Origin of the sequence: Pontibacter chinhatensis, from assembly GCF_900113285.1 — a bacterium.
Classification (GTDB): Bacteria; Bacteroidota; Bacteroidia; order Cytophagales; family Hymenobacteraceae; genus Pontibacter; species Pontibacter chinhatensis.
Genome location: NZ_FOOT01000005.1, coordinates 439,147 through 464,276, shown reverse-complemented (window position 1 = coordinate 464,276; position 25,130 = coordinate 439,147). Strand labels below are relative to the sequence as shown.

Annotated in this window: 27 protein-coding genes; 15 read left to right on the top strand and 12 right to left on the bottom strand. The window is 50.6% G+C overall.

From position 1 onward, the window contains the following. Positions 1–169: 169 nt before the first annotated feature. Complete coding sequence (locus BM040_RS16290; RefSeq protein WP_092103708.1) at positions 170–634, top strand: COG2426 family protein; 465 nt, start codon at positions 170–172, stop codon at positions 632–634. Between the two features lie 893 nt (positions 635–1,527). On the opposite strand, the gene hrpB is transcribed toward BM040_RS16290, so the two are convergent. Continuing rightward, positions 1,528–3,978: an ATP-dependent helicase HrpB gene (hrpB, locus tag BM040_RS16285; protein WP_092103706.1), complete on the bottom strand. Its 2,451-nt coding sequence runs from the start codon at positions 3,976–3,978 to the stop codon at positions 1,528–1,530. 194 nt (positions 3,979–4,172) lie between these two features. On the opposite strand from hrpB, the gene BM040_RS16280 reads away from it, so the two are divergent. From BM040_RS16280 to BM040_RS16260, 5 genes are all read left to right on the top strand, one after another. Continuing rightward, positions 4,173–5,402, top strand: coding sequence for a hypothetical protein (locus tag BM040_RS16280; protein WP_092103705.1), 1,230 nt, complete (start codon positions 4,173–4,175; stop codon positions 5,400–5,402). 191 nt (positions 5,403–5,593) lie between these two features. Continuing rightward, positions 5,594–6,841 carry a hypothetical protein gene (locus BM040_RS16275; protein WP_092103704.1) on the top strand — a complete coding sequence of 416 codons (1,248 nt, stop codon included), beginning with the start codon at positions 5,594–5,596 and terminating at the stop codon, positions 6,839–6,841. A 330-nt stretch (positions 6,842–7,171) separates the two neighbouring features. Continuing rightward, positions 7,172–7,309 (top strand): hypothetical protein, encoded by a 138-nt coding sequence (locus BM040_RS22025; protein WP_245756260.1) that lies wholly within the window; start codon positions 7,172–7,174, stop codon positions 7,307–7,309. Between the two features lie 357 nt (positions 7,310–7,666). Then, positions 7,667–8,074, top strand: coding sequence for a hypothetical protein (locus tag BM040_RS16265; RefSeq protein ID WP_092103702.1), 408 nt, complete (start codon positions 7,667–7,669; stop codon positions 8,072–8,074). Further along, a complete protein-coding gene (locus tag BM040_RS16260) occupies positions 8,071–8,271 on the top strand; it encodes a helix-turn-helix transcriptional regulator (protein WP_092103700.1) in 201 nt (66 codons plus the stop codon). The genes BM040_RS16265 and BM040_RS16260 overlap by 4 nt, the downstream gene beginning before the upstream one ends. A gap of 346 nt (positions 8,272–8,617) precedes the next feature. Here the strand turns inward: BM040_RS16260 and BM040_RS16255 are convergent, their stop codons facing one another. The 3 genes from BM040_RS16255 to BM040_RS16245 all read right to left on the bottom strand — a co-directional run bounded on the left by BM040_RS16255 (position 8,618) and on the right by BM040_RS16245 (position 10,636). Then, entirely contained in the window at positions 8,618–9,223 is a 606-nt protein-coding gene (locus BM040_RS16255) for a YceI family protein (protein ID WP_092103698.1), read from the bottom strand. Positions 9,224–9,557: 334 nt separating this feature from the next. Next, on the bottom strand, positions 9,558–9,977 hold the full coding sequence (locus tag BM040_RS16250) for a DUF4345 domain-containing protein (RefSeq protein ID WP_092103696.1): 420 nt from the start codon (positions 9,975–9,977) through the stop codon (positions 9,558–9,560). Positions 9,978–10,051: 74 nt separating this feature from the next. Continuing rightward, positions 10,052–10,636 carry a Crp/Fnr family transcriptional regulator gene (locus BM040_RS16245; RefSeq protein WP_092103694.1) on the bottom strand — a complete coding sequence of 195 codons (585 nt, stop codon included), beginning with the start codon at positions 10,634–10,636 and terminating at the stop codon, positions 10,052–10,054. A 300-nt stretch (positions 10,637–10,936) separates the two neighbouring features. Between BM040_RS16245 and BM040_RS16240 the strand changes: the two genes are divergently transcribed. Both BM040_RS16240 and BM040_RS16235 read left to right on the top strand, forming a co-directional pair. Continuing rightward, on the top strand, positions 10,937–11,338 hold the full coding sequence (locus tag BM040_RS16240) for an endonuclease domain-containing protein (protein WP_092103692.1): 402 nt from the start codon (positions 10,937–10,939) through the stop codon (positions 11,336–11,338). Positions 11,339–11,473: 135 nt separating this feature from the next. Continuing rightward, a complete protein-coding gene (locus BM040_RS16235; protein ID WP_092103690.1) occupies positions 11,474–12,088 on the top strand; it encodes a c-type cytochrome in 615 nt (204 codons plus the stop codon). Positions 12,089–13,230: 1,142 nt separating this feature from the next. Here the strand turns inward: BM040_RS16235 and BM040_RS16230 are convergent. From BM040_RS16230 to BM040_RS16220, 3 genes are read right to left on the bottom strand one after another with little or no spacing between them, the layout of a single operon-like run. Next, positions 13,231–13,716 carry a DUF6644 family protein gene (locus tag BM040_RS16230; RefSeq protein ID WP_245756259.1) on the bottom strand — a complete coding sequence of 162 codons (486 nt, stop codon included), beginning with the start codon at positions 13,714–13,716 and terminating at the stop codon, positions 13,231–13,233. A 2-nt stretch (positions 13,717–13,718) separates the two neighbouring features. Then, positions 13,719–14,183, bottom strand: a complete 465-nt coding sequence (locus tag BM040_RS16225) for a DUF6152 family protein (protein ID WP_245756258.1) — start codon at positions 14,181–14,183, stop codon at positions 13,719–13,721. 14 nt (positions 14,184–14,197) lie between these two features. Next, on the bottom strand, positions 14,198–15,046 hold the full coding sequence (locus BM040_RS16220; RefSeq protein ID WP_092103688.1) for an alpha/beta fold hydrolase: 849 nt from the start codon (positions 15,044–15,046) through the stop codon (positions 14,198–14,200). A 256-nt stretch (positions 15,047–15,302) separates the two neighbouring features. Here BM040_RS16220 and BM040_RS16215 point away from each other — a divergent pair, with 256 nt between their 5' ends. After that, entirely contained in the window at positions 15,303–15,824 is a 522-nt protein-coding gene (locus BM040_RS16215) for an RNA polymerase sigma factor (protein WP_092103686.1), read from the top strand. Continuing rightward, positions 15,808–16,431, top strand: coding sequence for a hypothetical protein (locus BM040_RS16210; protein WP_139217833.1), 624 nt, complete (start codon positions 15,808–15,810; stop codon positions 16,429–16,431). Before BM040_RS16215 ends, BM040_RS16210 begins: the two co-directional genes overlap by 17 nt. 47 nt (positions 16,432–16,478) lie before the next feature. Here the strand turns inward: BM040_RS16210 and BM040_RS16205 are convergent, their stop codons facing one another. Together BM040_RS16205 and BM040_RS16200 are read right to left on the bottom strand one after the other, a co-directional pair. After that, on the bottom strand, positions 16,479–17,288 hold the full coding sequence (locus BM040_RS16205; protein WP_092103682.1) for a hypothetical protein: 810 nt from the start codon (positions 17,286–17,288) through the stop codon (positions 16,479–16,481). A gap of 47 nt (positions 17,289–17,335) precedes the next feature. Beyond that, positions 17,336–18,028 (bottom strand): hypothetical protein, encoded by a 693-nt coding sequence (locus BM040_RS16200; protein ID WP_092103680.1) that lies wholly within the window; start codon positions 18,026–18,028, stop codon positions 17,336–17,338. A gap of 254 nt (positions 18,029–18,282) precedes the next feature. Between BM040_RS16200 and BM040_RS16195 the strand changes: the two genes are divergently transcribed. From BM040_RS16195 to BM040_RS16180, 4 genes are all read left to right on the top strand, one after another. Then, on the top strand, positions 18,283–19,059 hold the full coding sequence (locus tag BM040_RS16195) for a bestrophin-like domain (protein WP_245756257.1): 777 nt from the start codon (positions 18,283–18,285) through the stop codon (positions 19,057–19,059). Between the two features lie 308 nt (positions 19,060–19,367). Continuing rightward, on the top strand, positions 19,368–19,844 hold the full coding sequence (locus BM040_RS16190; protein ID WP_139217832.1) for a hypothetical protein: 477 nt from the start codon (positions 19,368–19,370) through the stop codon (positions 19,842–19,844). Positions 19,845–20,179: 335 nt separating this feature from the next. Continuing rightward, a complete protein-coding gene (locus tag BM040_RS16185; RefSeq protein ID WP_092103676.1) occupies positions 20,180–21,100 on the top strand; it encodes a macrolide 2'-phosphotransferase in 921 nt (306 codons plus the stop codon). Between the two features lie 271 nt (positions 21,101–21,371). Further along, positions 21,372–21,779, top strand: coding sequence for a hypothetical protein (locus BM040_RS16180; RefSeq protein WP_139217831.1), 408 nt, complete (start codon positions 21,372–21,374; stop codon positions 21,777–21,779). 428 nt (positions 21,780–22,207) lie between these two features. Here BM040_RS16180 and BM040_RS16175 read toward each other — a convergent pair whose 3' ends face one another. Next, positions 22,208–23,080, bottom strand: a complete 873-nt coding sequence (locus tag BM040_RS16175) for a hypothetical protein (protein ID WP_092103673.1) — start codon at positions 23,078–23,080, stop codon at positions 22,208–22,210. 121 nt (positions 23,081–23,201) lie between these two features. Beyond that, positions 23,202–23,744: a hypothetical protein gene (locus BM040_RS16170; protein WP_139217830.1), complete on the bottom strand. Its 543-nt coding sequence runs from the start codon at positions 23,742–23,744 to the stop codon at positions 23,202–23,204. A 449-nt stretch (positions 23,745–24,193) separates the two neighbouring features. Here BM040_RS16170 and BM040_RS16165 point away from each other — a divergent pair, with 449 nt between their 5' ends. After that, positions 24,194–24,712, top strand: coding sequence for a hypothetical protein (locus BM040_RS16165; protein WP_092103669.1), 519 nt, complete (start codon positions 24,194–24,196; stop codon positions 24,710–24,712). Here the strand turns inward: BM040_RS16165 and BM040_RS16160 are convergent. Further along, complete coding sequence (locus BM040_RS16160; protein WP_092103667.1) at positions 24,709–24,990, bottom strand: hypothetical protein; 282 nt, start codon at positions 24,988–24,990, stop codon at positions 24,709–24,711. The genes BM040_RS16165 and BM040_RS16160 overlap by 4 nt on opposite strands. Positions 24,991–25,130 lie beyond the last annotated feature (140 nt).

Here is a 25,130-nt window from a genome sequence, read left to right as displayed (position 1 = left end):
ATGTTGCGGAAGGGTTAGACAAGGTACGATGATTGAATTTTTATCGTTTATGACCTGTTACCCCCTCTGTAAGGCCCAAAGCCAGACGCAGAATTTGCCGGCGGCGGGCCAACCCTGCAGGGAGTTTGGAGATGACAGGCATGAGCAGGATGTATTTTTGAAGTAGTTTATGTTACAGATACTCGTTTTTACCTTTTTACTCAGCATTTCTCCGTTTGGGGAAGCGCGAGCCGGAATACCATACGCTATTCTCAACGACGTAGCCTTGGGCTGGGCCCTGTTGGTGGGAGTAGTGGGCAATGTTCTGATATATCCTCTCTTTGTATGGTCCATTGACACCTTCAGCAAGAAGTTCTGGCCTATCCGGGCTTATAAAAGAGGGGTGATTTTCTTCTGCAAACGGGCCAAGAAACTCGCTGGCGACAACGTCAACAAGTATGGTTTCTGGGGTCTGATGGTGTTCGTGATGATTCCACTGCCCGGAACCGGGGCTTATATGGGCGCTATTGCTGCGGAGCTTTTTAAAATTGAGCGCAGAAGAGCCTTTGCCGCCATCACGATCGGTGTGGTGATGTCTTCCATCATTGTAGGCGCCAGTACTTACCTGGGCCTGGCGGGTTGGGAGAAGCTGTAATTTGATAAGGTTTTAAGTGTAAGCCCTCACTGTTCTAAGCGGTGAGGGCTTTTTGTTTGCTCACTGCTTGGTTCCTTCTCTTTTGGTGAGGTGTGTGCCGGGCAGTTATACTTTAGCCTTTTATACTTGCCTATTTATACTTCACAGCTACCCTCGCTGGAGCGGGTTTGCAACTCGTGCCTTTGTCTGAATCAGGATTTACTGGATTAGCGGATGAACAGGATTTCTGCGGTACCGGGTCCAACCACCCCTACCCCTCCTTAGCCAAGGAGGGGAGCCTGCTACTGCTTTAGCTAAAGTATAAGCTTTGAAGCCGATGTCTGAGCGAAGTATAAACCCACCCCTGAGAGCTGCGCTCGCTAGCTCAAAACTCTCGTTTTGGCTAGTCCACAAGAGGGGAATTATACTTACTTCTCTCTCTGTCATCTCGAGCAGCGCGAGAGCTCGATCTGGAATTCTTACCAGATCTCTCCCAAAGGTCGAGATGACAATGGTCGCGGAGGCTACCACCAGACAACAGAAGCCCTACAAAAGCTCCCCTCCTTGGCTAAGGAGGGGTTAGGGGTGGTTGGACCCGGGACTGCTAGACAGCTCCCTCCCCTGTTTTTAGGGGAGGGCCGAGGTGGGGTAATCCCGCGAAGACAAAGTATAAAGTATAGCCTAAGCCTTTGCAGCCCTTGCTTTTTCAAAGCAAAGCAGTTGCAAACTGCTGCCATAGGTAGCCACAAGTTACGCTGCCGCTAAACTTGCGGCAGAAAGTATAAAGTATAGCCAATAGCAGACCCTCACAGAACCTCCAGACCCCGCGAGGTCTAAAACAACTTTCTAACTTTCTAACCTTCTAACTCTCTAACTCTCTAACTCCCCAACTCCTAAACTCTCTAACTCCCAAACTAACTTCTCTCCCACTTCACCTCCGGAAACACCACTTCCAGCTGCCGTTTGATTACCCGGTAATTGCCTTTCCAGAAACTGGCCAGGTCCGACACGGTGGTGATCAGCTTGAGCTCGGGGGTGAGCAGGGCCAGCTCTACAGTCATCTCGCCTTCGTCTACTTTCGGGCTTTCCTCCCAGGCCAGCACGTCCTGCAGGCGTATCTCCAGCGTTGGTTGCGCGCCATCTGGTTTATACACCAGTCCTATACTTGATCCATCCGGCAAAACTATACTTTGGGGAGCCAGCACGTCCAGACGGGCACGCTGCTCTTCGTTCAGGTACTTCTTCTCCAGTATCGGCAGCAGCTCCAGCTCCATCAGCTCGTCGGGGTGCTCGATATCAAACAAGTAGGGCTGCAGCCAGTCCCAGTTGGTGATGAGCAGCGTGCTGGTGCTCACGTCGGGCCAGAACTCGGAGGGGCGCCATTTGCGCAGGCTCATCACGTGGTTTTGCCATTGCGTGAGCTCGTGGTTGAAGTCCAGCAGGTGCTCGCCTTCTGCTTTGATGGCCTCGGACATAGCAGGTACGCGGTGCTTCTCGTCGGGAGGCGGCAGCGGCTTGCTTTGCAGCACGATGCTTCCGATGCGCGTATCCAGCGAGGCGGTGAGTTCGCCGTCATTCACGTCCCACGTATACGTTTCCTGCTGCTTTACCAGCGGGGCCAGGTCGCGGGGGTTGAGCGGGGAGGCCAGGAAAATGCGGCCCGGGTTGTCGCCGGTGCCGGCGTGCAGGTGCGCGATGGCCAGCCAGGGCTCGTGCGCCAGATCATCTCTATGACCGGCGGAAGCATACTGCCCGCTGGCCAGCTGGAACTGGGCGTTGTTGCCGGGGCGGGCGTAGGCGATGCGCTCGGGGTAGCAATGGGCCAGCAGCACACCAGTTTCATACTCATCAAACATGCCGTTATCGGGCGCCACCTCAAACAGCTGGCGGTACGAGCGGGCAATCTTCTCGATCTTGGCAAAGCGCTTGCCCTGCCCCTGCTCTTTTCTATACCTGCGCAGGGCCTCTACTCTTAAATTAATGTCGATGCCGGCGTTGCGGTCCAGCGGGTCGCGCTCTTCCAGGACGGCGGCAATATCGGAGGCCAGTGGCACCTGGCTGGTTTCCTCAGCTTTGAGCAGCATGTGCGCGATGCGCGGGTGGCACGGCAGCCGGTGCATGTTCTGGCCGTGCTCCGTGATGCGGCCATGCTCCAGCGCCTGCAGCTGGTACAGCATGTCGGTGGCATAGGCCAGGGCAGCGCGCGGCGGCGGGTTCAGCCAGGTAAGGCCACGGATATCCGTAATGCCCCACTGCGCCATGTCCAGCACCAGCGAGGACAGGTCGGCTTCCATGATCTCGGGGGTGCGGTGCGGGGCCATGCGCTCCTGCGTGGTTTTGCTCCACATGCGGTAGGCGGTGCCGGGGCCCAGGCGTCCGGCGCGACCGGCACGCTGGTCGGCGGCGTCTTTGGAGATGCGCACCGTTTCGAGGCGCGACAAACCGGACTTCGGGTCGAAGCGGGAGGTTTTGCCGAAGCCCGTATCCACCACCACCGAAATGCCTTCTATGGTTAAGCTGGTCTCGGCTATACTTGTCGCCAGCACCACTTTGCGCCTGCCCTGGCGGTCGGGCATGATGGCGGCGTACTGCTTGCCGAAGGGCAGCATGCCGAACAGCGGGTGTATCTGCACGCCGCGCAGCTGCCTGCGAAGTATAATTTCTACTTTCCGGATGTCGTTTTCGCCGGGCAGGAACACGAGGATATCGCCTTCCTGCTCCTGCGCTGCCTGCTGCACCACTTTGGCCGTCATTTCAGGCAGCATGCGGTCGTCGGCGTCGCCGGTATAGATGGTGTTGATGGGGTATTGCCTCCCCATGCTTTGCGCCACCGGGGCCTTAAGCAGGCTCGTGAGCTGGGGCATGTCCAGGGTGGCCGACATCACCATGATGCGCAGGTCCGGGCGAAGCGCCTGCTGCGCCTCCCGGCTCAGGGCCATGGCTACGTCGGCATGGATGCTGCGCTCATGAAACTCGTCGAAAATCACGATGCCGATGCCCGCCAGCGAGCGGTCGCTGTGGATCATGCGGGTAAGGATGCCTTCTGTTACGACCTCGATGCGGGTGGCAGCGGAGGTGCGGTTCTCGAAACGGATGCGGTAGCCGACGGTCTGGCCAACCTCCTCGCCCAGCAGCTGCGCCAGGCGCTCGGCAATGGTTTTGGCCGCTAGGCGCCGGGGCTCCAGCATGATGATCTTCTGATCTTTTAGCCAGGCCTCGTCCAGCAAAGCCAGGGGCAGCAAGGTGCTTTTACCGGCTCCGGGAGGGGCGTTTACGATCAGCGTGTTCTGCGCCGCCAGGTGCTCCCTAACGGAAGGTATAATTTCCCTAACGGGTAAGTCTATGGTAAATGGGTTGAAGGGCAAGGGGGGAGAAAATTGATGTTAAACAGTGATATAATTGAGACCGCAAGTTACACAAGTTCTGAGGCATTTCTCTCTACTACAGCTAAGGCATTAATCTGAAAAAATTGCATCAATAAATAACAGGATTTTTTAATATTGTAGTTCATTAAACAATCTGTGCATTTTTCATATTACCCATAGCTCAATTATCACCTATGAAAACAAAACTACTCGCTAGTCTCTTTTTTACCTGCACCTTACTTAGCTGTAACTCAGATAAAGAAACAGATCCGGCACCTGTACCTGCTAAAACATTTAACTTTAGCTTCAGGTACGATACTTCTCTGGAGGAGGCAAAAGACTACGAACTCATCTTATCAGATAAAGGAGGAAAAGTTCTATTAGATACACTGTTAGCCTTTAACGTCAACCATAATCTTAGCCTTAAATCAGAGGATACCAAGTATAACCTTACGACCTTACTAATAGATCCAATAGACAACAGTTATTGGATACAAACCTATTTGCAAGTGAATCCCGATAAATGGCGTGTCGCCTACCTCCCAAGTTCTGAAACGCCGGTTGTAAAGGAAAAAGCAGACATAACCTATACTAATTTTCCTAGTGCCCGTGATTTCTACTTCCAATCCAGATCATTAAATAGCTACAGGGGCTCTATAACTGGCAATACACTAACAATCAATGAGTTTACAAGATTGGTTCCGACTGACCTGGCTTACCTACTGGTGCCATCGCACGGTAAGTATTTGTTTACGGAAATAACATCTAATCAGACTACTGCTGATTTTTCTAAAGCAGGAAATACAGAGAAGCGGAAGTTTAACAAACCTGCTAATATCTCTAGTTTTGCTACCTTCCTTACTGGTTATACCAAAGCAGGTGATCGCACTAGTAGCATAAACCTTTATTGGTCCCCCTTCATACCAAGTGAGGAGTACGATCTGCAATTTCCTCTCACTGTAATCGAAGAGTTTTACCTTAATGTATCATACAAAGATGCCGGAGGCTACAGCCATAGCTATAGTTACATTGGCAGGGAAGTACCCACAGAATTGGACCTGAGCCCTGTTTCTAATTTTACTATTACTAAATCGGGGTTTGAAGACTTCGGAGTCACATTCACAAATGATAAGCCGACCATTTTCAACTCGCTCTGGGGTACAGAAGATGCCAGCATTGAGGCTAGGTGGGGCATATTCAGCTCACCTGATGAAGCTAATTATAAACCAAAAGCTTTCTTGGAAGGCTTAAAAAGTAAAAAGCTAGCGGGTAAAGATTTATCTGTATTTAAGCTTTTAACCGGAACGTCACGCAAAGTAAATAACTACTCTTATTCAGAGTATTATGACCTGTGGGCTAACTCTAAACTGTTTAAAGAAAATGAGACAAGACAAGAAAAATCAATCTACAAGACTTCCTTCTAATGATTTGAAGAATAATTGAATCTAAACTATAAACCTACCTCTTTGCCAATCTAGCAAAGAGGTAGGTTTATCCTGCTTAAAATCGTACTTAGTGCTTTCGCAGCGGCAACAAAGTGCTTTTATACTTCAGTTTTTGCTTAATATTAATTCTTAGTGTTATCTTTTTAAAGAAAGAAAACCACACTTCACTTATGAGAACAAAACTACTTGCGAGCTTCCTTTTTATTAGTACTTTGTTAAGCTGTGGCCCAGATAAAGAGTCTACACCAGTACCAACTCCTGAACCAGTAAAAACATTTGACTTTAGCTTCAGGTACGATACTTACCTAAAGGCAAAAGACTATGAGCTCATCTTATCCGATAAAGACGGGAAAGTTCTTTTAGATACGCTGTTAGCTGTTAACTCCAACCATAGCCTGAGCGTTAAATCAGAGGATACCAAGCATGACCTTACTACCATACTATTAGATTCAACTAATAATATTTGTGTGATGGAAACCTTCCTTCAGGTTAACCCTGATAAATGGCATCTCAATTTTAGTCCAACAACTTCTAGTACATCATTCAAACATGAAAAGGCTGAAATTATCTATACCAGTGTTCCCTATGACCGCAATTTCCACTTCAGGACAAAATATAGATTCGGCAGTGGTTATACCGCCTCATGGCCTGGAAATAACTTTGTTATTAAAGACTTTGACAGGGCAGTTCCAACAGATCTAGCTTACATTTTGTTGCCAAGCCATGGTCTGTACCTGTTCACAGAGTTAACATCAAGTCAGACCACTGCTGATTTTTCAGAAGCAGGTAAAACTGAGAAACGCAAATACAAAAAGCCATCGAACGTTACTGATTACAAAACAAATCTTGTTGGTTTTACTAAAGCAGGTGATCCTGATAGTAGACTCGACCTTTACTGGTCAAACTTTTATCCTAGTGAGGAGTATGACCTGCAATTCCCTCCAACAGGTATTGAAGAGTTCGACCTTGGCGTATCATATGAAGATGCCGACGGTTACTTTCATAATTATCATTACTCTGGTAAGCAAATCCCTACAGAGATTGATTTCTCAACCACTTCAGATTTTACTGTTTCTAAATCTGAATTCGATGATTTCATGATATCTTTCACTACAGATAAACCAGATATATATAACTCGCATTGGGTAGCAATTGATCCCAGCCACACAGTAAATTGGATTGTGTACGGCTCATCAGATGTAACCAGTTACCGGTTAAAAACTTTTTTAGAAGGCTTGAAAAGCAAGAAGTTTGCTGGCCTAGACTTACCTCAGTTGGAACTGCTAACCGTCAGCACTCTCAAGTTTAAAAACCACACATACCAAGAATATCTTAATATAAAGGCTAATGCTTCTTTGTCCTCATACAACAAGGTTGAACAATCAAGATTAATTATGAAGACTTTCAAGATTTTCTAAAAGACTAAACATCAACATAGTAAAGCATAAACCCACTGCATTGGTAGTTCAGCAAGGCAGTGGGTTTATTTCTTTTAGTCATATTCTTTGCTGTCTCAGTGGCAACAGAGTGCTTTTACCGGCTCCAATAGGAGCGTTTATGTTCAACGTGTTCTGCTGTCCCTCTCGCTCCCACGAGCATGCAGCTCGTGCCTTTTCTTTACCACGGAGCTATACTTCCAGTTAAAGTAGCAGTACGAGCTACAAGCTCGCACTAGCATTAGTTTTCACTAGCGTCATACTTTCCTAACCCAAAACTCGGACGCATCCGCTATAAGTATAAGCAGGAATATGAGCCGGAAGTATAAATTTCATAACAAGGAAGGGCTATACTTTGTAAGCTTTGCGGTGGTGTATTGGATAGATGTGTTTACGCGGGAGGAGTACATTGCCCTGCTCACCAACAGCCTGCCTGTACTACTGTCGTAAAAACAAAGGCATGGAGATTTATGCCTGGTGCATCATGCCCAGCCACGTGCACCTCCTCTTCCTGTCAACAACCCCAGCGTGCTGCTGAAGGAGCTGGACTTATACTTGTAAATAGTTTGCAGGTGTAAGTCCTCGCCTTTATTGTCTATGGGTGAATTTTGTTCGCTGGTGTAATAATCCCCTACCCCAAGGGGAACTTTTGATCGCGGAGGTAATTATTAGCAGGGTATATTATTTTAGCATCATCTAGCCGCAATTAAATAAAAAAATATTTTGTAAAGCTTACTTGACTTTATGAAAAGCATTACACTACTTTGTGTAAACTATACTTTACATTATATCAAACGTTATTTACAAATGAAAAAACAGAATTGGAACACCCAGCTTCGGCACAACACCAGGCAATTAGCTTACTGGACTTTGGCGTGGGTCGCCTCGATGGCCCTGGCATCTTTTGGTCCCAAGTTTATCTGGCAAGAAAACCTGCCCTTTACTATACTTGCCATAGTGCTAAATGCGGCATTCGGCGTTGGTATGATCCTGGCATACATCCGCCATACCAAAAGTATGGATGAAATGCAGCGCAAAATCCAGCTGGAGGCTATGGGCATTGCATTGGGCGTTGGCTTAGTTGGCGGACTCAGCTATGCGCTGCTAGATACAACTAATGTTATTTCAGGTAATGCTGACATCTCTGTCCTGGTAGTTCTGATGACCATTACCTACCTGATCGGTATTTTTATCGGACAAATGCGCTACAGATGAAAAACCGACTAAAGGTACTAAGAGCCGAGCGTGACCTGACGCAGGCAGACCTGGCCGATGCGCTGGCGGTTTCCAGGCAAACGGTTAATGCCATCGAAAAAGGCAAATTTGACCCAAGTTTGCCGCTAGCTTTTAAAATTTCCAGGCTATTTAACCTACCAATAGAAGCTATTTTCCAGGATGATGAAGAAGCTTAGTGTTTTAGGTTGTTATTTGTTAGTGGGTGTGATTGGTTTTGCATGAGTTGGTTCGCACACGATTATCATCCAACTTCCCCATGCAGGGTTGTTAAGCAATAATTAAAACCTGATAAAAATCCAGTCATTCTGTTAAGCTATATCCCGAACTTGATTTGGGGAAACTTGGTTGAAAAAGAGCCCCCCGCTGGCGCGAGCTTGTAGTTCGTGCCTTTTCTTTTACACGCTGGCTATACCTACAGCACGCTTCCCAAACGCCATACTTTATAAAGCCAAAAGGGGCTACCTCCAGCAGGCAGCCCCTTCTCCAAAGCAATCCTTTATACTTTGCTCCAGGCAAGCATCCTTACTTCCTGCTTGCCGTCAGGTCGAAGTGTATGTCCACCTCCGGCAGGATGTGGTGTTCGCCCAGCGCTGGATCGGCGGCGTAGGTCATGCCCCATTTGGTTCTGTCCAGCTTAAAGCTTGCCTCCAGCTTCAGGTTGCTTCCCTGCAGGCGGATGTTGGCCGGAAACGAGAGCGGGTGCGTCTGCCCGAGCATGGTAAAGTCGCCGGTCACGGTGTTGTTGGCCCCCTCCGAGGCTGTGGCAAGCGGCTGCACCTTCGTGATGCGGAAGGAGGCCGTAGGGTGCAGCGCCAGGTTAAAGAAGTCGGGGCTTTTGAGGTGCTCGAGCAGCATGGGCTTTACCTCGTCAGGCAAATCAAAGTTCGCTATCGTTGCGATCGGAATAGTGAAGGTGCCGGACGTTACCTTGCCATCCACCACCTGGATGTCCTGGCTTTGCACCTGGAAGGAGCCGTCGTGGTACAACACCTGGCTGTAGCCTTTCCACTTTACCACAGAGGCGCTCTCCTGCAGTGCATAGGTGCTTTTGCTCAGCTCCTCGTCTTCGCAGCTGGTCAGGCAAAGGGCACTAAAAAGAACACACGCAGTAAATAGTACTTTTTTCATGGTTTTATTTTGGTTGAGGTTTGAAATGATTTGGATGTAGGATTTGGGTAAGCCTTTCAGGGTGAACAGTGCCAGTTGTAGTAGAGGACTATCCCCTTGAGGGGATTATAGGGGTGTTTATACTTGCAGAGTCACCGATTTTTACCCACAGAAGCATTACGCTTCGTAGCTTTACACCCCTGTGGTCCCCTCAAGGGGACAGTTTTGTTCAATGCCAGTTGGGGAAATCCTCACAGGTGGCCCCCTCTTGACGTGCAGGCGCAAGTTTCGACTCTCGTCTCACTTGTCCTCAAGGGGACAGTCTTGTTGAATGCTCCTTGCTGGCAGCCTCCCTCTAAACCGCCCTATTACCAGGCATCGCTCTTTGGTTGGCCAGCGCAAGTACCAGAGCAAGTATAAAAAACACCGACTCTATCAGCAGCCATTGGTTTCCGAAATCGCCCAGGGCGCCTTCCGAGAAAATGGTGATGGTGCGCGACAAGGCATAGAAGCCCCAGAGCAGGCACAGAAACAGCAGGCCGCTTTGGGTGTCGCGCAACATGAGGTAAATCAGGCTCAGGAAGAGCGTCATCCCCACGCCGCCATACACTCCGCGGATGGAGCTGAAAGCATCGGTATTGTTGAGCTGCACGTGCACCAGGTCCATCACGGACTGCGGGTTGGCAAACGCCATCATACTAACAGACAGGAGGCTGAGCGCCGAGAGGAGGATAAAGCCTTTGGAGGCCAGGGTTACGGTTCTTTGCGTCTTCATAACATGTTTTGTTTAAGTTTCTGTTACAAAGATGGCGTGCCCCGCAAAGACTATTCTTGGTAAATACCAAGATTTCAGATGCGCACTTTATTGAGCAGTTTGCTGAAGTTGGTCGGGTCGATGCCCAGGTAATTGGCCAGGTACTTGTGCGGCACGAGTTGCAGAATGTGGGGGCTGCGCTGCAGCAGTTTCCGGAACCGCTCCTCCGAGGTATAACACTGCAGCTCTACCAGCCGCGCCAGCAAACCCGACATACTATGGCTCAGCCCTTCCCGTATCATGGACTCGATGGCTGGCCGGGTTTGCATGAGCCGCTGCAGCTCCGGGAAAGGCGCCCTCAGGAAAACAGACGGGGTTAAGGTTTCATAATAGTAGCGCGAAGGCTGCTGCAGCATAAAGGAATCGAGTACGCCGCCAAAGGACGGGGAATAGGTGAACACCAGCGTCGCTTCCCGGTCCTGGTCGTCGAAGTAATACACCCGCTGCACCCCACCGGCCACAAAGTATAAATAATGCTCCACTTCGCCCGCCATGGTCAGGGGTTCCTTCCGTTTGGCCACATGGCGGCTCCAGACAGCCGCAAATGCCTCCCAGTCCTCGTCGGAAAGCTGGTGAATGCCATTTACAAGTTGCTTCAGCTGCTGCAGTTCTTTGTCCATACTTTCGGTGATGTCTGTTGCTGCAAGTTAGTGGAAGTTGGGAGATTTGGGAAGTGTGGGAGTGGGAATGCTTTGGGGGGTTGTTTTGTGGTTGCTGTTGGTCTTTCTGTGCACGATTACACCCCTGTAGTCCCCTCAAGGGGACAGTTCTGTCTGTCGCTGGTTTATTGGTTGGTTGTTTCATAGGTGTCCCTCAGTGTAAACTTGCTACAAGAAGCGCCTGTAAAAACAGTAAGAAAAACTGTCCCCTTGAGGGGACTATAGGGGTGTTACTTTTGTTGGAGGGCAATAAGCAGCAGCATGATCAAGAATTACCTTATACCCTACCGAGAAGATCTTAAAGCGAAAGCCAGAGAGTTGCGGAAGAACAGCACGCTTTCCGAGATCCTGCTCTGGCAAGAGATCAAAGAGCGGAAGCTCCTTGGCTACCAGTTCCACCGCCAGGTGCCGATGCTTGATTTTATAGTTGATTTCTACTGCCACGAGCTAAGGCTGGCCATAGAAATTGATGGCTCCAGCCATAACTATACTTACGACTACGATTGCAACAGACAAGACGAGTTGGAAAAGTATGGAGTTAAGTTCCTGCGCTTTAATGATCTGGAAGTAAAGAAGGACCTGCAGAACGTGATGCGGGAGTTGCAAGAGCTTATAATGCACGAAGAGTATAACAGCTCTTCGGACGGCTTCAAAACAGTTTAATCCTGTTTTTAGAGCCTTAGCCCCACCCGCCGGGCTGTTCACGCGGTAATCCGGGAAGTTGTTCCGGATAATATAGATTATGGGTAAATTAGGTATCACTGTTTACACATTGACTCAACCTAAAACCTTAACGCTATGAAAATCTTTTTATTAATCTCTTCCCTCCTGCTCTTCTCCATCTTAGTGCTTGTTCCATCGCCATTAAAAGATAAGTCTCAAAAAAACAGCAAGCCGGCTACTACTGCTACTGCCCTTCAGGATGACAAGGAAAAGATAAAACTTGGGGAACACCTGGTGCTTACCTCTGCCTGCCACGATTGCCATACCCCTAAAAAAATGACGGACAAAGGACAGGAATTTGATTTCTCCAGAGCCTTGTCAGGGCACCCGGCTGATATGCCGCCGCCAGAAGTGGACCGGAAAGCGATGGAGCAGAAAGGGCTGGTAGTCACCCAAACCCTGACAGCCTGGGTAGGCCCCTGGGGTATTTCGTATGCGGCCAACATCACCTCCGACGCTACCGGCATCGGCAACTGGACCGAAAAACAGTTCTTCACGGCCATACGCCAGGGCAAGTATAAAGGCCTCGAAAATTCACGGATGTTACTGCCCCCCATGCCCTGGGACATGTATAAGAACATGACGGACGAAGAACTGAGTGCCATCTACGCTTACCTCAAATCCACAAAGCCGATCAAGAACGTGGTTCCTGCCGCTGAGCCTCCGGTAGCTGCTGCAGCCGGTAAATAGGATTTTATACTTTGAGTTAATACTTTAAGAGAGGACGCTCTGGCGCGGGTTTGCAGCTCGTGCCTTCCAGAGTTTTTGGATTTGTAATTCGAGTGGCTCGGAGAGTCATACTTTATACTTCAGCTATACTTTTATACTTTGTTACACCGCTGTTCCGGACATCCTTGTCCGGAACCTTTCTGCTGCGGACTTCTAAGTCCGCGTAAGCTATACTTTATACTTGCTCTTTCTGGCGCAAGTCTTCAGACTTGTGTCTTACAATGATGTCGGGTCTCTGACTCGACTGGCTTGAAAAGCCTTACTTTATACTTTAGCTATACTTACATACTTGTTAGCTATACTTCCCTAGCCACTGCTTTCTTCCACTTAAACCAAGCTATCCTTACTAGCTTCCGTTCATCCTATAGACTAATATAAGCTACTGTTTCATCTCTGGCATTGGCTCCCTCAAGGCCGGGAGGCCTCGTTTTCCCGCTCGGCGCTGGGAGCTTTTCCTTTGCTCCTGACGTCGCAATGCCTCACTGTCGTTCGGCACCGGAAAAACTCGCATAGGCGCCTCGCAGAAAAACTGGGTTCAGGTTCGATAGCCGAAGCCTTTGCTGTTGGAAAGAGAAGCATGAAGTTAGTAATACAGAAACTGTCCCTTTGAGGGGACCACAGGGGTGTATTGTCCCCCTTCGAAGGGGGGTAGGGGGATGAAATGGGCTGCTGAGGGTTTTCCTACGCTCTTTCGGATTTGCAATCCGAAAGTATTGGAACCGCGGATTTATAATCCGCAGTGGCAAAGGCAGTAGCTACTGGCAGCCATGCGGATTGCAAATCCGCGATTAAAAAAGGTCCTGATTACAAATCCGGAGCAGCAGTGGTCCCCTCAAGGGGACAGTTTTCTGTAGAGCTTAACAACCAAAGTCCCCCTTCGGAGGGGGTAGGGGGAGGATAATCACTTGCTGAGGTTTTCCTTTTGTAAAAAAAGAGGGCCTCTACCCCGGAGATAAAGCTTCTACTTCTCGCCACCAGGATGATCCTTTCAGGATGACAAAAAAAAGGGCATTAAGCTGCCCCTGATACAGTATAAAACTGCGGAGCGGCATACTTCTGTTGATACAGCAAGTCCTCCAACTTATACATCGGTTTAAACAAATTTAATACGCCAGCAGGCGCCCGAACGTGATCACCGCTACCCACACCACCATCGAGCATAACGCTACGGCTTTTGCGGCGAAGGGTGTATTGCCCTGCCCCCAGTTTGGTGCGGAAGGCGCGAGAAACCGGTGAAACAGGCCTGCATTTAAGCCGCCCACTACCAGCAGTATCAGCTTCATGTGAAAAACGGTGTCGCCTGCCAGGGCCACTGCATTGGTACTGAACAAGAGTATACCGGAAGGCACAATCAGGTACAAACCCCTCCTGGACCAGGGCAGCAGGTGGCGGGCCAGGTCCGGGACAGGCAGTTTTCTGGAAAAGCCGAGCAAACGCAGATCGAACAGGAAGGCAGCGCCCACCAGCAGCACGATACCCAGGATGTGCACAATCTCCAGGAAAGGGTATAGCCAGGTAGACTGCCGGATGCCGCTGGCTAGTGCGGAGACCTCCAGCGCCTGCAGCATTTCTGCCAGAGTACCAGGCACTGCTAGCGGAGCTCTACTTTTTTATCGCCCACGTAAATCCGCTCCGCCCGCATCTCGTCCTTCACTTCTTTATGCGGATAGCCCACTACGCGCACTGAGTCGCCGGGCTGGATCATGTCCTTCGTCAGGCCGCGAGCGTTCATGCGGCTGGGTGGGGCCAGGACCACCGTCCAGGTTTTGTCCTCGTGCTCTAGCTGCAGCATGCCGTGCGGGTTCTCATAAGTGATTTCCTTTACCAATCCGGTATAATCCAGCGTGGTGGTCTGGTCGTAGTTGGCCCAGCCGTGGTGCAGAACCGAAAAAGCCATAGCCAGCGGCAGGGAAAGGATCAGGAGGAGTTTGGCAGGTAAAATCATAAGTATAAACAGGTTAGTGATATATCTATGTACAAACGAGGGAAACAGAAAAGAGATTACTTCTATCTTATCCAGTTGCGCCTCGTTGTTGCCAGGCAAGGTGGACTGCATCCTTAAACGCTGACTTAATTCAGAAACGAAAGTATCTCCCGATTCACCTTTTCCGGATGCTCATGATGCAGCCAGTGAGTCGCATCTTTCAGAAAGACCAGTTTCCCGTTCGGGCATTTGGCTATACTTGGTTTTGCCATTTCAGCACCAAGGGCTGTGTCTTTCTTGCCCCAGATCAATAGTGTGGGCACTTCTACTTTTTTACTTAAGTGTAGGTGCGTGTACTTGAATGCTCTGTACCAGTTGATCATGCTGCTCAGTGCACCGGGTTGTTGCCATGCCTCCCGGTAAACCGCCAGGTCTTCTTCGGAAAAAGTATGGGCATGAGCTGTGCCGGTCATGGCTTGTTCCAGTAGTTTATAGTCCAGCGCCTGCAGGGCTTTCTCGGGTAGCAGCGGCAGCTGGAAAATGGCAGTATACCAGCTCCGGAGCATCTGCTTTGGGTTTTGCCGGAGATGCTCCTGCAACACGCCCGGGTGCGGCATGTTCAAGACGACGAGTTTGTGCAGCAAATGCGGGAAGTGCATCGCCAGCGCCCAGGCTACTACCCCACCCCAATCATGCCCCACCAGTATCACTTTTTCTTTGCCCAGCTGCCCGATGAGTTCAACGATATCGGCAGTCAGTTTTTCCAGGGTATAGGCCTTTACACCGGAAGGTTTGCTACTCAGGTTATAGCCACGCTGGTCGGGAGCCACAACGTAATAGCCCTGCCCGGCAAAAAATAAAAGTTGCTTACGCCAACCATACCAGCACTCCGGAAAACCGTGCAGGAACAATATCACCTCGCCCCCTTTGTCCCCGGCGGTGGCGGCATGCAGGCTTACATTTGGCAAGCGGTAAAAAGTATGCTCCAGGTTCATGGCTCACATACGCTCTTGGTTTCCTCTTTCTACCACTGGAAATGTATTTGGTTTACCCCCCGCTGGCGCGAGCTTGCAGCTCGTGCTTTTTCCCACGCAGCTATACTTTACTTTGTCCCGCCACTCCTGAGATGCAATTTTATTATTATCCCCCCTTTCTCCCTGTACATCATACTTCTAAAAAACTTTAGCTTCGATGTAGTTTTCCCTTAACTTCTGCAACTAATAGGATAACCTGATGTAAACCGAAAGCACGATGGCAGAGCACGTAAACGACACCTTTATGCAGCAGCTAAACCAGCACCTGGGCATAGCGCATAAGGTCTGTGGTTTATACTTTGATGACGCGGAGGAGAAGCAGGATGTGATCCAGGAAATGCTCTACCAACTCTGGCGGTCGTACCCGGGCTTCGACGGTCGCTCCAAGTTCTCTACCTGGATGTACCGCGTCTGCCTGAACACCGCCCTGACCTACCGGCGCAAGGAGCGCAAACACCAAAGCCAACCGCTTTCGCCGGGCCATCACCAGATACCCGACGAACCGGCCGGACACCAGGAGGAAAGTATAAAGCAGCTCCATGCGGCCATTGCTACCCTCTCACCGCTGAACAAGGCCGTCGTGCTGCTATACCTGGAGGATTTGCGCTACGAGGAGATTGCGCAGGTAACCGGTCTGACCAAAAGCAACGTGAGCGTGCGCCTGGTGCGCATAAAGAAGGAACTGGAGAAGATGCTGAAGAAACAAGAAAACCCCTACTCCCATGCCAACCCTAGATGAACTGAAGCAAAAGTGGAACGTGGAGCAATCTGACCTCAGGGTTGCCGCTCCCTACGATGCCGCTACCTTTAACCATATAATCCGAACAAGAATGAAAAAGCAAAACAACAGCATCTTTCGCTATTTCTGGGCAACGTTTACTTTGCATATCATCGTGTATGCCTTGTTAAGCCACGTCGCTATCCGGTACGGGGTTGATACGGATGTCCTGCTCCTGTGCCTGCTCGGCTTCGGGGTGACGGTGCCGTTCACAGCCATCATGCTGAAACGCTACAAGCAAATGGCTGTGGCAAAGTTTAACAGGACGAGTGAGGCCTCCATTTATACTTACGTGAGCGAGCAGCGGCGCCGGCTGGCAGGGTTTTATACTTTCAAGAAGCGGTATGACCTTGTGCTGATACCGCTCCTGTCTGCCATAGGCGTAATCCTAGTGTTCAACCTATACTTCCCCGGAGGTGTGACGGCCTTCCTGACCGGCGCCATCGTAACCTACCTCCTCACGCTGCTGAGCTGCTTTCTGGCTATCCAGAACGAAAACAAAAAGTACTTTCTCCGGCCTCTCCAGGAGCTGCAGGCGATACTGGATGATTACAAAAGCGAAGGGTAGTATAAGTGGGCTGAAGATGGAGGGTTCTCGCGGTTATCTCGCCGTCTTTACTCACACTGATAAGTATAGGTCACCGCCTGTTCCATACCGTTAGTAAAACGGGTAGTAGCCGTAACCGAAAACCCTGCTGCATTATAAGTATAGACTGTGGTATAGCTGGCGTAACTTGGGTTATCGTTCTGCACAGTATAGCTCACCTGGTTGTGCACCGATGGCGGACGCAGCGGCTCAAAATACAGTGAAGCAAATAACGGGCTTGGCAGGTGTTTGTCGTCATACGTTATCGCTGCCTGGTAATAGCTCTCACCACCCGGCTCCAGCTGTTCTATATATACCGGATCACCCTCCACGTAAGTATAGAGCCATGTCAACTCCGGAACCGCCTTTCCGGAAGCCATGTTGAAATAATGAGCCTCCGCGAGTTCCTGCTGGCTGTTGTAGGTAAAGGTATAATAACCTGTTTCCTCCTCTTTGTGGTCGCCCATCCGATCGGCGTACCTGGTCTGCCTGGCCAGTTTCCCCTGTCCGTTGTACTCGTTCACATAGCGGTAGCGCTGATGTATGATTTCGGTGAGCTGGCCCTTTTTGTTATACTTTAAATCAGCTCTCTCGAAGTAGTCTCCTGCATCTTCTGTCTCGAAAACAGTGGCCAATACATGCTTGTCGGTGTAGTCAAAGCGAGTCGCGATTGTCTGGGTTGGGATGGGGTTGTCAGGAAGCAGAACTGGATCGTAGGTGATTGTAGAAACCTGCTCTACCAGCAAACAGGCAGGCAGGTCAGGCGCCGGCACATCGCTCCCGGAGCAGCCCCCAAGCAACACTACCAAAGGAAGAAGAAAGCGCAGTTTTGTTTTCATGGCAGCTTTGCTTTGTAAGACAGCTTCAAGGTGACGGGGCAATTTGGTTACTTTACAGGCACACCTACTATTGCAAACTCCTGTATTACCAGCGTATCCCCATCGCGGAGCAGGGAAATACCTGTTGGGTCGAACTGGTTGTTGATAACGAGACTGCGCCAGCTGTGCAGATTTTGATAGGCAAAGGCCAGCCGGTGAACGAGCAACTCCTGTCCTTTTACAGAGGCAACAAGCTGTTCTTTCGTTTTATAGGTATAAGTAAACCCAGTGTTTGAGGCAGGAGGCAATGGCTGTTTATCATAAATAAGGGGTTTATACTTGCTCAGGCCAATCATCAGGTCCATGTAAAACTCATCGCTGCGACTATACCCGGAAGAGCGTTCTTCCTTGGAGGTAAGCAGCAAGGCATCGCCCTGTTTCTTTACGTCATACCTCGTAAGGCTCCCACTATTCATTTCTGCTTCTGAGCGGGACAACAAGGTAATGTCTGTAGCAGACGCATCGTCGGGCGCTGTGGCTCCCACATCATAGAGCATTTGCATTCTTTGGGTCAGGGCGTGTTTTTTGATGAAGGCCGCGTCTTTTACCTCCCCATTCCGGGTAAACATCCGGACCGGCTGCACCTGATCAAAGCGCCTGAGTTTAAAGGTGGTCGGGTAATCCATGTCAGGACGGTCCGATTCTTTTGTGCAGGAAATCAATAAAATAAGAGAGAAGAAGAAGGCGAAGCGTGTTTTCATGTGAAAAGTATAGGGCAGCCAAATATATCGTTTTTCCAAGAAAAGTATACACGCTGGTCTATATTTATTCTTGCTTCTCAAATCTGCAATGGGCGGCCCATCAGTGCGTTTGCGGCAGCGGGCGGGCTTCCTGTTAAAAGTGGTTATCAGGATGGATACGGCTGTACTATTATACTTCTTCCGTGCGGAAAATAACGTATAGGGCATAGCCGCTTTATAGGTGCCTGCGGCTGGCTCAGAGAAGTATAAAAGGCATGAAAGACTATTTGTACGGGCAGAATAGTATCCTGATTGTGGCGGTGCTGTTTGTGCTGATCCTGCTGGCCCAGGAAGCCGGCTACCAGATTGGCCGCCACCACCAGCGCAATACCGACAAGGACGTAAAAGCGCAAACCAACACCATACAGGCCGGCACCCTGGGTTTGCTGGCGCTTATACTCGGTTTTGCCTTTAACATGTCGCTGCAAACGTACAACGACCGTAGCGAATCCGTCATCAACGAGGCAAACGCCATCGGCACGGCTCTCATGCGCACGCACCTGCTCCCCACCCCCTACGACTCGCTCACCCGCGCGCAGTTGCAACAGTACATCGATCTGCGGCTGGCCTTAAGCAACACAAATTACGCGATGGTGAAAGAGCAGGAGGCGCTGGCCACCAAAACGGAAGGGCTGCAGCGATCGCTCTGGGATTTGGGCGTGAGAGCCGCCCGCCTGGACCCTAACCCGGTTACCACGGGCTTCTTTCTTACGGCACTCAATAACCTGGTCACTGCCCACAACGAGCGGAACGCCCTCCTGATCATGCACGTGCCCGAAGTGATTTTATACTTGCTGTTTATCGTTTTTATTACCTCGGGCGCCCTGCTCGGGTTTGGCAGCGGACTGGGCCAAAGGCGCACCACGCTGCCATCGGCCCTGCTGAGCTTCATGATCTGTCTGGTTGTTTTCATTGTCATCGACCTGGACCGGCCCGTGCGTGGCATCGTGAAAGTAGATCAGCATAGCCTGGAGCGCCTTAAGCAAAACTAAGCCCTCTTAAAGTACCTCGGAAACCTCAACCAATTTGCAAGTAACTGGCTCACCCAGGCTGTGGCGAAGGGCAAGCGGCCGCTTTGCAATATCCGCGGCACGAGCGTATGGGAACGAAACCGGATGGCTAGTAATTTACCTAACTGATTAACAACCACTTCCGGGCATTTAACTCCATCTTGTAAAATTCTAATAAACCCTTTTGGGATGAGCACGTACTAAGGGTACAAAAAATCATATATCTGCATTTATCGGCCCACTTCTACCTCATCAAACTAAATTCCTTTATTTACTAAATTGTACTTTTCATGAGAAAGTTATTATTTATACCCTTATGCCTGTCTCTTTTTCTTACCTCCTGTAACGACGACGAAGAGACTGTAATTCCGGTGGTTTCGGAGCTAGATGCTGATATGAGAGGCGACTGGACGAACACGGCTGTGGAAAGAATATACTACTCCACCAGCGGTGATGTGATGTATGCCGATACTTCGAAACGCCAGGCGAATTTCCATTTCGATGGCCAGAAAATGACAGTTACGCTGCCGGGTGGCTCAGATAAGGATGTATGGAATTACTCCTTCCCGGACCCGAACGACTCAACTTATATCCGCCTGCAGCGGGACGCTGAAACCAACGACTACATCGTCACCTCTTTGTCTGGCGACGAGATGGTGTGGGTAGATGAGCTCGACTGGGCAGGCTTCCCGGAAGAAGCGCCGGACCAGGAGAAAACCACCTCGCGCCGCGGCGTGTATACCTGGAAATTTGTTAGAAAGAAGTAAACCAGCTTAAGAAGGATATATCAAAAGCACGGGCTTATGGCCCGTGCTTTTGTTTTTGCGGGGCTATACGTTGGGCAGTTTCCTCCCGCACAGTTCCTACCCTGTTTCCCTAACTGCGTATAGTTTCGTATCTTGAAGTGAAAACCTGAACACCGCATGAACTTTACTACTTCTTTACTGCAACTTTATCTGTAATCCACTGCTGCTGCTGCGTTGCTAACCTGCCCCAACACGGGCCGGGCTGGTATTCTGTTGCCCATCAATAGGCGCTGCAAAGTATAAACAGCTGGCGCGAGCCGGTTAAAGTACAACATTTTAACAGAGACAAGTTGACCATGAAAGAAAGTATAAATAAACCTGCCGCTCCGGCAGCTTTTACCTCCATTGCCCAGGCACAGGGCCTGCACTTATTACCGGAAACCTTCCGCTATAACGAAACCGGACTGGATTTCCAGGTAATTCACGCACAGGATGTAAAACAGAAAAATTGGATACTGCGGCTACCGCGCCGCCCCGATGTATTGCCCCGTGCCCAAAACGAGCACAGGGTGCTGCAATGGCTGCAGGGTAAACTTCCTGTTTCCGTACCCGACTGGCAGATTTTCCATGAAAGCCTGATTGCCTATCCCCGCTTAGCAGGCACACCTGTCGCCAACATCGATATGGAGCAAAAATGCTATGTATGGAACCTGGAGCCGGAGAACCTGCCCCAAGCCTTCATCACCTCTTTAGGTGAGGCCGTGGCTGCCCTGCACACCCTGGATACAGAAGCTGCTGCACAGGCAGGCCTGAAAGTATACCAGCCGGAGCAGGCGCGTCAAAAGCTGGAAACGCAGATGCTCCGCGTTAAAAAAGAACTGGGTGTGGCGCAACCGCTGTGGGAGCAATGGCAAAGCTGGTTACGTGACGACAGCTTCTGGCCAAGCCACTCCAGCCTGGTGCATGGTGACCTGCAGGCGGCCCATATCCTGACCGACGAAAACGGAAAGGTGAACGGCTTCCTCGATTGGACCGAAGCCGAAGTGAACGACCCTGCCATTGATTTCGTGGCGCTGCTGGCCTCCTTTGGCGAGGAGACAACCAAAACCCTGCTTCAGGCTTACGAACAGGCCGGCGGCAACGTATGGCCCCGCATGCTGGAGCATATACAGCAGCGGCTGGGAGCCTACGGCGTCAATATCGGGTTGTTTGTGCTGGAGTCGGGTTCGGAAGAATACCTGCCTATGGCAAAAACCGCGCTGGGGCTAGATAATTAATGCCCGCCCGAATTTGAATGACGCACAGGCGCTGGACCATTTTCATCCAGCGCCTGTGTGTTTTTAAGCCGGTGCTGAAAGCAAACGCGTCTACTTAAGCTAGGGCCGTTAAGATCTGCTATTATCCCGCTATAGCAGAGCTACTACCTAAATAAAAGTATAAAACCAGCAACCGAGTACTGTAAAGTATAACCCTTTGGTGTACAGCAGTTACAGCACATCCCGAACCTGCGGCACTGCGTTAGTAAAGTATGATACAAGGGTAAACGCCATGAAAACAAGCAACATCAACTATCTCATTTTATCCATGCTGTTGGCGGGCTGCCAGACCGCCACAGCGCCGGCTAATGCTTCCGGGGAAACGGAAACAGGGGCTTATAAAAGCTTGGCCCCTGAGCGGGTGGATATCCGGGGAAGAGTATTGGCCAGCCACTACAGCGAAGGACAGGTGGTTCTGGAGATAGAGGCGCTGGCCCCTTCGATAGACTCCCGCTACCAGCGGGCTTATGTACTGGTGCAGCCAACCGCGCAAAAAATAGGCCTTGAGGGCCAGCCCATCAGTGTCAGCGAGCTGCACCAAGGGCAGAACGTAGCCATTCTGCTGCGCGGAGGCGGCCGGGGCACTTTGGTAGGTGTAGGAGTAGCGCGTAAGCTTTGGGTAGAGGAACCGTTCCAGTAGGCCCGGAAAGTATAAAATGCTAAGTGCGATTTTCTTTGGTGAAGGTGCAAACCCACCCCTAGAGCTGCGCTCGCTACCTTCGAACTCTCGTTCTCGGTAGTCCAGAGGAGGGGAGTTTATGTAAGTGAAAAGTAAATCCCCTCTTGGGAGGGGTTAGGGGTGGGTGAATCGTAGCTTGAATAATAAAGTATAAATAACTGGTCCAGCGGCAGTATAACCAACAAAAAAGGGGCAGCCTGCTAGTGGCTGCCCCTTCTGCTGTATGTACAAAAGCATTCAGTTCTTGTGCTTCTTATCATCTTTCTCTCTTACCACGCTACCATCTGCATTAATGTAGCATAGTTTCTGGTCTCCTTCAGGATAGTTTTAGAGAGAGATTAAACTTTGCCTGCCGCCACACGAAGCAGCGGCCAGCAAAATATACTTACTTAAAAGCCACCTAGTTCATTCGTACCCCGGTCGGAATTATGAGAGGTCCGGTCGCGGCCGTAGCTGCTGCGCCCCCCGTATGTTCCGCTGCCCATGGAGCCGTAGCCTCCGTAGTTACCCGAAGAGCTGCCATAGCTGCTGTTGCCAAAGGATCCGCCCCGGTGTCCGCCGGAGTAGCCGGTGCCGCCGCCATAATTGCTGCCACCATAGGAGCTTCCGGTGCCATAGCTGTCGGAGGAGCTGCCCATGCCATAGGTCGTGTCGGGCACACCACGGTTAGAGGTCGGGAAATTATCGCCCATGCCTCCGCCGTAGCGCTCGCTGCCATACTGGCCGCGCGAGCCAGATTGGCTGTAGCTGCCACGGTTGCTGTCGCTGCCGAGGGTATTGTAGCGGTCGGAGGTGCCGGCGTAGTCGGAGATGCCGTAGCCGCGCTGTACGTCACCACGGTTCGGGTTGTCTCTCCAATTGCTTTGCCAGCCGCCTTGGTTGGGGTTCCGGTCGCTGCTGCCCATGTGCCTAATATCACGGTAGTCATCCTGGTAGTTGCCGAAGCGGTCGCGCTCGCTGCTCATGCTGCGGTTAAAGTTTCTGTTGCCGCTTCTGCTCTCCTCATGCTCCCGACCGGTGTTCCAGCCGGAACGGCCGGATTCCTGCATGCGGCGTTCGTACATATCCCCCAGGTCGTTGCCCTCGTGGTAGCTGCGCCGGATGGGCTGTTCGCCACGTCCGTGATCGTGCTGGTAGTGCCGCTCAAACTCATTCGTCAGGTTGCGGGCCCTGTGGTAGTGCTCATCGTTCCTGTCATAGCCGGCATTGCGGTTAAAATCACGGTCATTGTCGTCGTAATGCTCTCTTTCTCGTCTGTCCATAGCTTTCTTTACTTTTAGGTTAATAAATACAGTACCTTTTTAAACGAGGGAGAGGCCGAGTGGTTTACAAAACCATACCTGGGGCAGGGTTTATACTTGCCGGATGATGCTGTTACGGACCTTATTCCTCCGACTCCCGCACCCGCGCGGCCAGCACCCTGAAGAGGATGTAGAGCACCGCGAAAATAACCATCGCGATAATGGCCCAGCGCTTTTTCCGGTTCATTTCGCGCCAGTAATCGCGGTCCGCCTCCGTGCTCTGCAGCCGATCCCGCAGGGCTACGTTAGCCAGTCGCTCCACCTTTAGCTCCCGGTTCAGCGAGTCCAGGCGCAGGGTATCAGGCAGGTACACGGTTTGCACAAGAGGCTGGGTTGGGCACTGCTGGCAAGGCTTGTATTGGCCCGGACTAGGGAACGGCCCGAAAGTATGGAGCGGCTGAACCTGAGATCTGACGGGCAGCAGGGCTGGTAACGTATAAATAGCCGGTGGGTAAAACCGGGGCCGGTATACGCCACCCTGCCCTGCCAGACCATTCTGCTGCGCGGCATGCTGGCTTTGCGCCTCCTGCTTTTCCTCCGGGCTCACTTCGGGGGGTGTGTTGGCCTGGCGTTGGGTAGCGCAGGAGCCCAGCAGTAGCAACAGTAGCAGAAAGATAGACCTCATTTTTGCGTTACCCATGTTTGATTAACGGCCAGCGCCGCTTTTATGTATACTTGCCCCTGCATCAGGAAGGTGCAGCGCCTGTGCAGCTCCCTGTTAGTATAGCATTACGGCTGTATACGTATTTAGCTATACTTGTGTATGCTTCGCTACTGCTTTGTAAAACTGCCTTTAAACCTAAATATCCTTTTGCCCTTCGTTTCAAAAAAAGGGATGACCGGATGAGTATAACGGCTTCTGTACGTTGAGTTTATCCTCCCGGTCTTTTTGCCTCACTGTATGGTCGGGGGCTGCTGCTGGCTGGGACACTGGGCTATACTTAAAAAACCGCTGATGGGGTTATTCACAGTCTTAAAACGTATACTGGCCATTAATAACATTCTTTTCGCTTAGCTGCATCACCCTCTTCCCTAATAATTTAGTAATTTCGCCTGCTATTATTATATTTCCCGATGGAGTATAGACAAATACACTACTGGCAGTATGTGCCTGGGCAGGAGGAAGAGGAGGTATTGGAGGCGGCCTTGGTTATGTGTGAGAAAGGGAGACACCATGAAACCTTGTCTGAAATAGCTGCTTTTATCACGAAACATACTGGCGCTAAACACGTGCTGATAGGCCGTTTATCGGATGATATGCAAAATGTGCATACACTGGTGATGATGGAAGATGGCAAACTCCAGGATAACTTTACGTACTCCCTCAAAGGCACCCCCTGCGAAGAAACCATGTGTCAGCGTTTTTGCTACTACCCCTTTGATGTTGCAGCCTCGTTTCCGGAGGATGAGGACTTGGACAAGATGGGAGTTACCAGCTACCTGGGCTCCATGCTTTTGTCTGAGGAGAACGACCCGATTGGCCTGATTGTGTTGATGGATGACAAACAGATAGCCAATGCCGCCTTTGCCGAGCACCTGATCATGGTCCTCAGCCCTGCCATAGAGGAAGAGATCAAACTGATGAAGCTCTAGGCCCCGGGGCCGATATCGCACTGAAAGTAATCCTCGTCGTAGCCGGGTGCAGGCTTGTCATCCACACGCACAATTCTGTCGAGCCGCACCTCCTCGCCACTTGCCAGCAACAGGTACTCCTCTTCTCCTTTGGTAGCCAGCCCTTTTAGGGTCGCGAACTGCGTGATGAACTCCCGGATGTCGGTGTAGTACTGCAGCCTCACCCCTGCCCTGCTATCAGCCAACGCCTTCAGGTGGTCAAAAAAAGTCCGGTCGATGGGTTTATAGGTTGTCGTCATGGCTGTTTGATGTTATCTATACTTTGTAAACCGAAGTTATACTTTTTAGTTGAGGTCGGGCGCGGGGTTTATACTTTGGTTTGATGGCGGTGCGTGAAAGTATACGTTGCAAAGTATAAACTGCCGTGATATTGCTGCCA